Source organism: Succinimonas amylolytica DSM 2873, assembly GCF_000378405.1.
Classification (GTDB): Bacteria; Pseudomonadota; Gammaproteobacteria; order Enterobacterales; family Succinivibrionaceae; genus Succinimonas; species Succinimonas amylolytica.
On sequence record NZ_KB899636.1, the window covers coordinates 301192 to 312167 of the forward strand.

Below are 10976 nucleotides of genomic sequence, written 5' to 3' on the forward strand. Positions count from 1 at the left end.
TTAGCTCATAATCTTTTATTCCCGGATAACAGACTCTCAGTATAGATATAGCAAATATTCTGTGAGCATCATCTTCGCTATATAATTCTTTTAGTTCCTCCAATATTCCTGAAAACAGCTCGTTGGACAGCATAATATTTGCCCAGTCCTTTAAGTCCAAATTAAATTCCGGATTATCTTTTTTCTTTGATAAATTGATATTTGGATTTTGATTTTTAGGCACATATTTACCATTAATAATATGCCCGATAGTCGGTCCATTGAGCGGTATATTCTTTCCGTTAACACGCTTGCAGCCGACTCTTTGTCTGACAGCGTACTTATCTTTATTTACTCCGTAAACAATAACAACAGTATTTTTAGGTCTTTCTACATCAAGAATATCTCTAGGTATTGGCATATCAAACTCCGCAAACATATAGTCTAATTATAAGCTATAATTAGACTATACTCAAGAAAAATTTCACAATTTTGTCGATATTTTTTAATTTTTTTAGAGAGAAAACGGGATTTATGTCTACCTGAAAACTGAGGTAGTTATGTTGTTGATTGGTATATTGAGTAAATAATGAGATATTGAGACAAGATGTGCTCAATATTTGCACATCTTATATAGTATTACTAATTGGGAAATTTCTACTCGATATAACAAAAAAGGGGGATACTCCCCCTTATCTATCTGTAATTTCAAGTCCGACTTACACAGACTGAATGATTAAGCCTCAACCTCGGCAACAACGCCAGCGCCAACGGTATGACCGCCTTCACGAATAGCGAAACGGAGGCCCTTGGACATAGCAACCGGGTGAATCAGAGTTACATTCATGGTTACGTTATCACCAGGCATTACCATTTCAGTGCCTTCCGGCAGAGCAATAGTTCCGGTAACGTCAGTGGTTCTGAAGTAGAACTGCGGACGATAGCCGTTAAGGAATGCAGTGTGTCTACCACCTTCTTCCTTGGTAAGTACGTAAACCTCTGCCTTGAACTTGGTATGCGGAGTGATAGAACCAGGCTGAGCAAGAACCTGACCACGCTCAACTTCTTCACGCTTAGTACCACGAAGCAGTACACCAACGTTTTCACCAGCACGGCCTTCGTCAAGGGTCTTGCGGAACATTTCAACGCCAGTACAAACAGTAGTGGCAGTAGGTCTGATACCAACGATTTCTACAGTGTCACCTACCTTGATGATACCACGCTCAACACGACCGGTAACTACGGTACCACGGCCAGAGATAGAGAATACATCTTCAATAGGCAGCAGGAACGGATGATCAACATCACGTACCGGCTCAGGAATATAGCTGTCCATAGTGGCTGCCAGCTCATAAACCTTTTCAACCCATTTCTCTTCGCCGTTCAGAGCACCAAGAGCGGAACCACGGATTACAGGGGTATCGTCTCCCGGGAACTTGTATTCGTTAAGAAGTTCGCGAACTTCCATTTCAACCAGCTCAAGGAGTTCATCATCATCAACCATGTCACACTTGTTCAGGAATACGATGATATAAGGAACACCTACCTGACGGGCAAGCAGAATGTGCTCGCGGGTCTGAGGCATAGGGCCATCGGTGGCAGCTACTACGAGTACAGCACCGTCCATCTGGGCAGCACCGGTAATCATGTTCTTAACATAGTCAGCATGGCCCGGGCAGTCAACGTGAGCATAGTGACGCTTATCGGTATCGTATTCAACGTGAGCAGAATTGATGGTAATACCGCGAGCCTTTTCCTCAGGAGCATTGTCGATCTGATCGTAGGACATTGCTGCACCGCCGCCGAACTTCTTGTTCAGGAGAGTGGTGAGAGCAGCGGTAAGGGTGGTCTTACCATGGTCAACGTGACCGATAGTGCCTACGTTAACGTGAGGCAGATTACGAACATACTTTTCTTTAGCCATTTAATTTAATTTCCTTAACAGAGCCCGCCGTTAAGACGGGCTTAAAAAACATTAATTCTTCTTGCCGCGAGCTTCAATGATAGCATCTGAAACATTTCTAGGTGTTTCAGCATACTTACTGAATTCCATCACGTAAGAAGCACGCCCCTGGGTCTGAGAACGCAGGTCAGTAGCATAGCCGAACATCTCAGCAAGAGGTACCTGGGCATGAATAATCTTGCCAGTAGGACCATCTTCCATTCCTTCAACCATACCACGACGACGATTAATATCGCCCACAACATTGCCCATGTAATCTTCAGGTGTTTCCACCTCAACCTTCATGATGGGTTCAAGAAGAACAGGATTTGCCTTCATAAAGCCAGACTTAAAGGCAATTGAAGCAGCTGTCTTGAATGCAAGTTCCGAAGAGTCAACTTCATGGAAGGAACCGTCATAAACAGTAACCTTGACATCAACAACCGGGTAACCTGCAAGAACGCCATCCTCAACAGTAGCCTGACAGCCTTTGTCAATGGCAGGGATGAATTCCTTGGGAATAACACCGCCTACAATCTCACTGGCGAACTCGTAACCCTTACCGGCTTCATTCGGCTCAAGACGCAGCCAGCAATGGCCATACTGACCATGACCGCCGGACTGACGAATGAACTTGCCTTCGGATTCAACCTTGGTACGAAGAGTTTCTCTATATGCAACCTGAGGCTTACCAACGTTGCATTCAACATGGAACTCACGACGCATGCGATCAACAATGATGTCGAGGTGAAGCTCACCCATACCGGAAATAATGGTCTGACCAGATTCCTCATCAGTATGAACCTTGAATGAAGGATCCTCCTGAGCAAGACGCTGCAGAGCGAGAGCCATCTTTTCCTGGTCATCCTTGGTCTTAGGTTCAACTGCCAGGGAAATAACCGGATCCGGGAATTCCATGCGTTCAAGAATAATAGGTTTGTTCTCATCGCAGAGAGTATCACCGGTAGTAGCTTCCTTAAGACCGATACAGGCAGCAATATCGCCGGAATAAATTTCGGAAATCTGCTTTCTGTTATTGGCATGCATCTGCACGAGACGTCCAAGTCTTTCACGCTTGCCACGGCTCGGAATATACACGGCATCGCCAGACTTGACATAGCCGGAATAGCAACGTACAAAGGTAAGATTACCAACAAAAGGATCTGTTGCAATCTTAAATGCCAAAGCTGAGAACGGCTCATTATCACTTGCCTGACGCTCAGCAGGGTCTCCTTCAGGAGTTTCACCCTTGACAGGAGGAACATCCGCAGGGGAAGGCAGATAGTCAACTACAGCATCAAGCAGTGCCTGAACACCTTTGTTCTTAAAGGCAGTACCACAGGTAACAAGAGTAATTTCGCAATTAATTACTCTCTTGCGAAGCCCCTTGACGATTTCCTCTTCAGAAAGTTCCTCACCGCTGAAATACTTGTCCATGAGAGCTTCGTCAGACTCCGCAGCAGCTTCAACGAGCTGTGAACGGTATTCCTCAACATCAGCCTTCATATCCTCGGGAATGTCGGTATACTCAAAAGTTACACCCTGATCTTCGTCATTCCAGTCAATGGCTTTACGCTTGATAAGGTCGACAACGCCTACAAAGTTATCTTCTGCACCAATTGGAAGCTGCAAAGCTACAGGATGTCCGGCAAGGCGAGTTTTGATATGCTCAAGAACGCGCTTAAAATTAGAGCCGGTACGGTCCATTTTGTTAACAAACGCAATGCGAGGTACATGATACTTGTTTGCCTGACGCCAAACAGTCTCAGACTGAGGCTGTACACCGTCAACTGCAGAATAAACCATTACAGCACCGTCCAGAACACGCATCGAACGCTCTACTTCAATAGTAAAGTCAACGTGGCCCGGGGTGTCAATAATGTTAATCCGGAACGGCTTTGCATACTGATTGGACATACCACGCCAAAAGCAGGTGGTGGCAGCGGAAGTAATAGTAATACCACGCTCCTGTTCCTGCTCCATGAAGTCCATGGTGGCAGCACCGTCATGTACTTCACCAAGCTTGTGATTTACACCGGTATAAAACAGAATTCGCTCAGTAGTAGTGGTTTTACCGGCATCGATGTGTGCGGAAATACCGATATTACGATATTGCGCAATAGGAGTTTCACGAGTCAAGATTTGAATTCCTTATGAAATTTTGTTCTCAAAAAGGTGTTTATAAAAACACCCGTACAAAACTATCGACTCAGACTACCAACGATAGTGAGCAAAAGCCTTGTTAGCTTCAGCCATACGATGAACGTCTTCACGCTTTCTGACTGCAGATCCCTTATTATCGGCAGCATCAAGGAGTTCGCCGGCAAGACGCTGAGCCATAGACTTTTCGCTGCGGGAGCGCGCAGCCTCAACAAGCCAGCGCATGGCCAATGCATTACGACGAACAGGACGAACTTCAACCGGTACCTGGTACGTAGCGCCGCCAACACGACGGGACTTTACTTCTACAACAGGACGTATATGGTCGAGAGCTTCTTCAAAAATATCAAGATGAGGCTTACCGGATTTTTCAGCTACAGTATCAAGAGCACCGTAAACAATGCTTTCAGCTACTGACTTCTTACCGTCAACCATTACAACATTAATAAATTTAGCCAGCAATTCAGAACCGAACTTCGGATCAGGAAGAATCTTACGCTGACCAACAACACGACGTCTAGGCATTTTTATATCCTCGTATTTTCAGGAGTTTCCCAAAACACACAAAAAAATTTCTTACAACTAAGTTTGGCCTTACTTAACGGGGATACCATTAAGCCTTAGGCTTCTTAACACCGTACTTGGAACGTCCCTGCTGACGATCCTTTACACCTGCAAGGTCAAAAGCTCCGCGAACAGTATGATAACGAACACCAGGAAGATCCTTAACACGTCCGCCACGAATAAGCACTACAGAGTGCTCCTGCAGGTTATGACCTTCACCGCCAATGTAGGAGGTTACTTCAAAACCATTGGTTAAACGAACACGGCAAACCTTTCTCATTGCTGAGTTAGGCTTCTTAGGGGTAGTAGTATATACACGAGTGCAAACACCGCGCTTCTGAGGGCAAGCCTGCAAGGCCGGAACCTTGTTCTTGACTACCTGCTTAACGCGAGGCTTACGCACCAGCTGATTAATAGTAGACATTATCGCTCCATTAATTTCTAAAATTTCCTTTCGGAACACAGCAAATAGGTAAGACCTACTTAAAACAAGAGTTGTTTAGGACAACACGCACTGAAACAACTCAATCGCGTGATTATAATGACAGCTACCAAAAAAAACAATAAAAAAGGTTGCCTTTAAAAACTTTTTTTCAGTAAACAATGACAAGAAAAAACGATTCAAGAGAAAATCAAACAGAATCGTCGCTCTGACGAACGAATCTGAAAAGAAGGAATAACAAGCTACCACAGCTGTTATTTGAAGGTTATCGGGTTTCCGTATTTAGCAATCAGTGCCACAAGATGAGAGGCATTAGCCTCTTCTCCGCACCAGATACTAATGGAACGGGCATTCATATCAAATGAACTGATATACAGATTTGGAACATCGGACAAGATATCAAACATAGCCTCATCAAGAAGAGCATTAACCCCGTCAGCCATTAGATAAAGAAAGTCCTCAGAGTGCATAGTCTTGAGACAGCGTGTCAAAAGATCGGTATTCCGAGGGTCAGTATTTATTATAAACACCCTCGGAGAAGAACTCTCCATAACAGTTTGATTTGGCATCTCATTCACAACAGAAGACTTTATGTCAGCAGAAATCTCGTTCTGAGCCCCCTCGTGCAAGTTTTTTCCAAAAATATCCATGAAAATCCTCCTTTTAAACATCAAAGCATAATAACGTCCGTATATCGTCTCATATATTCATAAAAGATCTTTTCGTTCAAAATCGTTATCGGCATTACAAAATCATCTGTGTTATATCCAGATGCTAACAGTTCGCTCTCAATAACAAAAATATCAGTAATATCCAGTAGTTCAAGCAAAGGGACAGACTTTATGAAATTCCTCTCTCCTGCAAGTTCGGGATTAACACCTGAATTTCTCAAAAAGACGAAAAATGCAGTGCTAAAAAGAAAAGCCCCTGACCTCTCAAAAAAGACTGAAGCCCCCAAAAGATAATCAAGGGTCTCCCGATTAGAAGAAAATGAAGGTTTAGAGAAAATACAAGCTAGAGAACGCTGTGATGAAAATGACATTTTCATAAAAGATCGCTAAAAAACTACCACTCTGTCGGAATGCAATGTTAAATCTGAAAGCTCTGCTAATGACGACATTTTGAAAAATGAAGCCGCAATTTCCGGAACGACACCTCGTCGAGCTCCTGCCGCTTCGCAATAATACAATCCAGCACTGTTCGAGCATTTTTTAAAAAAAACTAACGGATTCCATTCGTCCGACGCTGGAGTAATAGTTTTTAAAACATTCCAAACTCCGTCAGATAGGAAAAACACATTAAGTTCGAAGTCTTCGTTCATAACAGCATCAATAAAATCGCATGCCGGTTTCAGACGACTGTCTCCATAAGGCGGCATTGTCATAACCACAAGAAATTTCATAAAAAATTCTTCGAAAAAAGAAACGTCCACCTGTCAAAAGCTAATACTGACAAATGAACGTCCTTGCAAATAAAATACAAACAGGAATTTAATCCTTATAAGCCACAAGTTCTACTTCGCAAAGCACATCCTTGGGCAATCTGGCTACTTCAACACATGAGCGAGCTGGAGCAGCCTTTCCGAAATACTCTGCATATACTTCATTAAAAGCTGCAAAATCGTTCATGTTCTTAATAAAACATACAGTCTTAATAACATTATCAGGAGTCATCCCCGCAGCCTCAAGAACCGCCAGCAGATTCTTGCAGGACTGAGCTGCCTGAACTTTAATATCACCTTCCACAACTTTTCCGGTAGCAGGATCCAAAGGAATCTGACCGGAAGTATAGAGAAAATTCCCGACACGCACCGCCTGTGAATACGGGCCAATTGCTGCAGGAGCGCTATCACTGCTTATAATTTCCTTAGCCATGAACATACCTCAAAAATAACAAATGAATATCTAGATTATAAAAATTCAAATCCAAAATTCAACCATTGATACAAAAAAGGCTGGTAAACAACCAGCCTCAAGAATGAAAATCAAAAAAACAGGGCGCTATTACTTAAGTTCAACCTTGGCACCAGCAGCCTCGAGTTCCTTCTGAAGAGCTTCAGCATCAGCCTTAGGAAGAGCTTCCTTAACTTTGCAAGGAGCAGACTCAACGAGATCCTTAGCTTCCTTAAGACCCAGACCAGTAGCACCACGAACTGCCTTGATAACGGCAATCTTGTTAGCACCAACATCGGCAAGAACAACGTCAAATTCGGTCTTTTCTTCAACTGCAGCACCAGCAGCAGGGCCTGCAGCAACAGCTACAGCAGCAGAAACACCAAACTTCTCTTCCATTGCCTTTACAAGCTCAACAACTTCAGTTACGGTTAACTGGGCAATTGCCTCAATGATTTCTTCTTTAGACATGACAAAAATTCCTATTAAATAAAAATAAACCTAAATTAAGCAGCTTCCTGGAGTTTATCACCCAGAGCAGCAAGAGTACGAACGAGTTTGCCAGCGGCAGCTTCTTTGAGAGTTGCCATAAGATGTGCAATTGCTTCCTCGTAGGTAGGAAGAGTAGCCAGAACGTCAATATTTTCAGCTGAAATTAACTGACCTTCAAAAGATGCACCCTTAATCTGGAACTTATCATTCTTCTTTGCAAATTCCTTAAACAAACGAGCAGCAGCACCCGGATGTTCGTTGGAAAAAGCGATTAGTGTAGGACCTGCAAAGAGATCATCCATATTGGTGAACTCAGTTCCTTCCACAGCACGCTTGAGCAGAGTGTTACGAACAACTCGTGCGTAAACCTGATTCTCACGACAGAGCTTGCGAAGCGCTGTCATCTGAGCGGCAGGAATACCACGGGAGTCAGCAACAACTGCTGATTTTGCATTCTTGGCAGCTTCTGCGACTTCGGCAACAATAGCCTTTTTGTCATCAATTAGTAATGCCATTTGCATTTTCTCCTGGATAGGAAAAGCCGGTAAAACCAGCACAACACCCTTTCGGGCCCCTCGGAAATTCTTCCAGAAGAAAGATAACTTTCATTCTGAGTTTTTCCGTCTACGCAGGAAATTAAGGTTACCCACCTGCGGTCTTGGACGAGAGCGAAACTCTCGAACAACAGGGGAAATAATCAAATTTCCCCAACAAACTGATTAATCAGCAAGTTCAGACTTGTCAAGAGTTACACCAGCACCCATGGTAGAGGAAGCAATTACCTTTACAAGATACTGTCCCTTGGAAGTCTGAGGTTTGGCTTTCTTAACTGCAGAAATAAGAGCGTTAAGATTGTCCTTAAGATCCTCAGAAGAGAAGCTAGCCTTACCAATAGAAGCTTGGATATTACCCTGCTTGTCGTTTCTGTAACGAACCTGACCAGCCTTTGCATTCTTAACTGCAGCTGCAACATCAGGGGTAACAGTACCAACCTTGGGATTGGGCATAAGTCCTCTCGGACCAAGAATCTGACCCAACTGACCAACAACTCTCATGGCATCAGGAGAAGCAATAACTACATCAAATCCGGACTCACCCTTCTTGATCTTATCAGCCAGATCTGCCATACCGACAAACTCAGCACCTGCAGCCTTTGCTTCTTCAGCCTTTTCACCCTGAGTAAACACCGCCACACGAACGGTCTTGCCAGTCCCGTGAGGAAGAACTACAGAACCACGAACAGTCTGATCAGACTTTTTGGCATCAATACCAAGATGAATACAAACATCTATGGATTCATCGAACTTGCAAGTTGCAAATTTCTTTACTACATCGAATCCTTCAACAACGCTGTAAACTTTGGTCTTATCAAGGGACTTCTTGATCTCAGCCATGCGCTTGGATAATTTTGCCATATTATAAGCCCTCCACCTTGATACCCATGGAACGTGCGGTACCTGCAATTGATCTTGCTGATGCTTCAGCATCGGCTCCGGTCATATCACTTTCCTTGGTAGCTGCAATAGCAAGGAGCTGTTCCTTGGTAATTGTGCCGACAAATTCCTTCCCAGGCTTATGGGATGCGGAATCAAGACCGAGAGTCTTCTTAATGAGATAAGAAGCGGGCGGGGTCTTAAGAACAAAGGTAAAGGACTTATCAGAATATACGGTTATAACAACAGGAATCGGAGAACCTTTTTCAAACTTGTCAGTCTGAGCATTAAAAGCTTTACAGAATTCCATGATGTTAACACCCTGCTGACCTAATGCCGGACCAACAGGAGGTGCAGGATTTGCCATTCCTGCCTTTACCTGAAGCTTAACATAAGCTTGAACTTTCTTAGCCATTTTCTATATCCTTCTGGGTACAAACGCGCCGAAGCACTCCCCTTTTGAACAAAAAAGTCAGATTTACTGACACAAAATCGTGTGAATTATATACAAATTTTGACAAGGGTCAAGAATTTTATCAATAAGCATCCTGGCCAAAAAAAAAATAGGACCTCTTAAAGGTCCTATAAAAGATAACAAAACAGCGAATCTGTTATTTTTCCTTAACAACCTGGCTGAACTCCAGATCAACCGGAGTAGACCGTCCGAATATGGTGATAGAAACCTTGACTCTGTTCTTGTCATAGTCAACAGATTCTACAGTACCCGCGAAATCCTTGAACGGACCGTCTATAGCACGTACCAATTCACCAGGCTCAAACACTGTCTTAGGTCTGGGAGAGTCTTCGGTTTCTTTCAAACGACTGAGAATACGTTCAGCTTCAGCATCGGTAATGGGCATTGGTTTATTGACACTGCCGCCGACAAATCCAAGAACCCTGTCGGTATGCCGCACCATAAGCCATGTCTTTTCATTCATCACCATCTGAATCAGAACATACCCCGGGAAGAATTTTCTCTCAGATTCAACCTTCTTACCCTCTTTCATGTCACGAACTTTTTCCTTGGGTACCAACACTTCTCCAAAGAAATCCTGCATACCTTGATTTTTAATCTCCAGTCTCAAGGTGTCTGCCACTCTCTGTTCATACCCGGAAAAAGCCTGGATAACATACCATTTCATTTTAGGATTCGACGACACAGCAACGATACCTGCTTTTGCATCTTCCTTTGTCTCAGTCTCAGCATTATTATTTTGTGCCATATTCAGGATCCTTAAATCTTGTTAAAAAGGCTTATCAGTGTCATAAATACCATATCAAAAAGCCACAGCATCAAAGCTACAACTACCGTCACAACCCCAATGTAAACAGTTGTAGCACGAGCCTCCTGACCAGTTGGCCATACCACTCTTCTGACTTCAATGTATGATTCCCTGGTAAAACTTATGACATGTCTGCCGGTAGCAGTAAAACCTACTATCACCACAGACAAAACTATTATGAAAATTACACCAAAGGCCTTGAACAGCTGATAAAGCTGATTTTCGGAAAAGAATGATTCATACTGTCTGTTCAGATAATAATTACCACCGACAGCAACAATAAGGAAGAGCACAGACAACGACCAAAGAAAAATATCTTTACCGCTAATTTTCTTTTTATCAGACACTGAGCTACCTGAAACAGCAGCTCCTACATTACCGGCTGTCTGTTCTGCACTTTGTTCCTGTTTATTCTTTTTTGACTTCGAAGTCATGAAAAGATTCCTTTTAACTAAAGTGCCGCAGGAACGAACTTCTAAAACAGTACGTTAATAACGGCAAGGAGAAGCATAAAAGACGCTAAACAGCACACTGTTTAGCTTCCCCCTTATATTCATAGATAAGTCCGCGGGGCATTATATCCATTTTGCTAATGACACGCTATTAAAATTTGGGACCGCCGAAGCAGTCCCAAACAATTACAACCTATCAATTTTATAACGCCCGAAAACAAATCTCGGGCATGAGACCTTACTTAAGCCTCAACCTCGGCAACAACGCCAGCGCCAACGGTATGACCGCCTTCACGAATAGCGAAACGGAGGCCCTTGGACATAGCAACCGGGTGAA

General features: G+C 43.4%; 15 protein-coding genes and 1 pseudogene. All 16 read right to left on the reverse strand.

Translation table 11 applies throughout. From position 1 onward, the window contains the following. Nucleotides 1-400: pseudogene (locus tag F557_RS22540) on the reverse strand (transposase); the annotation flags it as partial. A 315-nt stretch (nt 401-715) separates the two neighbouring features. Next, on the reverse strand, nt 716-1903 hold the full coding sequence (tuf, locus tag F557_RS0101390; RefSeq protein ID WP_019000480.1) for an elongation factor Tu: 1188 nt from the start codon (nt 1901-1903) through the stop codon (nt 716-718). A 51-nt stretch (nt 1904-1954) separates the two neighbouring features. Beyond that, on the reverse strand, nt 1955-4060 hold the full coding sequence (gene fusA / locus F557_RS0101395) for an elongation factor G (RefSeq protein ID WP_019000481.1): 2106 nt from the start codon (nt 4058-4060) through the stop codon (nt 1955-1957). Between the two features lie 75 nt (nt 4061-4135). Next, complete coding sequence (gene rpsG / locus F557_RS0101400; RefSeq protein WP_019000482.1) at nt 4136-4606, reverse strand: 30S ribosomal protein S7; 471 nt, start codon at nt 4604-4606, stop codon at nt 4136-4138. A gap of 88 nt (nt 4607-4694) precedes the next feature. Continuing rightward, a complete protein-coding gene (gene rpsL, locus F557_RS0101405) occupies nt 4695-5069 on the reverse strand; it encodes a 30S ribosomal protein S12 (RefSeq protein ID WP_019000483.1) in 375 nt (124 codons plus the stop codon). Between the two features lie 272 nt (nt 5070-5341). Further along, nucleotides 5342-5737, reverse strand: coding sequence for a DsrH/TusB family sulfur metabolism protein (locus F557_RS0101410; protein WP_019000484.1), 396 nt, complete (start codon nt 5735-5737; stop codon nt 5342-5344). Nucleotides 5738-5757: 20 nt separating this feature from the next. Beyond that, entirely contained in the window at nt 5758-6135 is a 378-nt protein-coding gene (locus tag F557_RS22090) for a hypothetical protein (protein ID WP_019000485.1), read from the reverse strand. 9 nt (nt 6136-6144) lie between these two features. Further along, entirely contained in the window at nt 6145-6489 is a 345-nt protein-coding gene (locus F557_RS0101420; protein WP_019000486.1) for a DsrE/DsrF/TusD sulfur relay family protein, read from the reverse strand. Between the two features lie 88 nt (nt 6490-6577). Then, nucleotides 6578-6961 (reverse strand): RidA family protein, encoded by a 384-nt coding sequence (locus F557_RS0101425; protein ID WP_019000487.1) that lies wholly within the window; start codon nt 6959-6961, stop codon nt 6578-6580. 129 nt (nt 6962-7090) lie between these two features. Then, nucleotides 7091-7450: a 50S ribosomal protein L7/L12 gene (rplL, locus tag F557_RS0101430; protein WP_019000488.1), complete on the reverse strand. Its 360-nt coding sequence runs from the start codon at nt 7448-7450 to the stop codon at nt 7091-7093. Nucleotides 7451-7485: 35 nt separating this feature from the next. After that, nucleotides 7486-7986, reverse strand: a complete 501-nt coding sequence (rplJ, locus tag F557_RS0101435) for a 50S ribosomal protein L10 (RefSeq protein ID WP_019000489.1) — start codon at nt 7984-7986, stop codon at nt 7486-7488. 204 nt (nt 7987-8190) lie between these two features. Continuing rightward, complete coding sequence (gene rplA, locus F557_RS0101440; protein ID WP_019000490.1) at nt 8191-8886, reverse strand: 50S ribosomal protein L1; 696 nt, start codon at nt 8884-8886, stop codon at nt 8191-8193. Nucleotide 8887: 1 nt separating this feature from the next. Beyond that, nucleotides 8888-9319 carry a 50S ribosomal protein L11 gene (gene rplK / locus F557_RS0101445; RefSeq protein ID WP_019000491.1) on the reverse strand — a complete coding sequence of 144 codons (432 nt, stop codon included), beginning with the start codon at nt 9317-9319 and terminating at the stop codon, nt 8888-8890. 196 nt (nt 9320-9515) lie between these two features. Continuing rightward, nucleotides 9516-10046, reverse strand: a complete 531-nt coding sequence (gene nusG, locus F557_RS0101450) for a transcription termination/antitermination protein NusG (RefSeq protein ID WP_044142792.1) — start codon at nt 10044-10046, stop codon at nt 9516-9518. Between the two features lie 92 nt (nt 10047-10138). Beyond that, complete coding sequence (gene secE / locus F557_RS0101455) at nt 10139-10534, reverse strand: preprotein translocase subunit SecE (protein WP_169335149.1); 396 nt, start codon at nt 10532-10534, stop codon at nt 10139-10141. A 347-nt stretch (nt 10535-10881) separates the two neighbouring features. Then, nucleotides 10882-10976: EF-Tu C-terminal domain-related protein (locus F557_RS21650; protein WP_211209526.1), on the reverse strand; the 95-nt coding region annotated here is incomplete at its 5' end.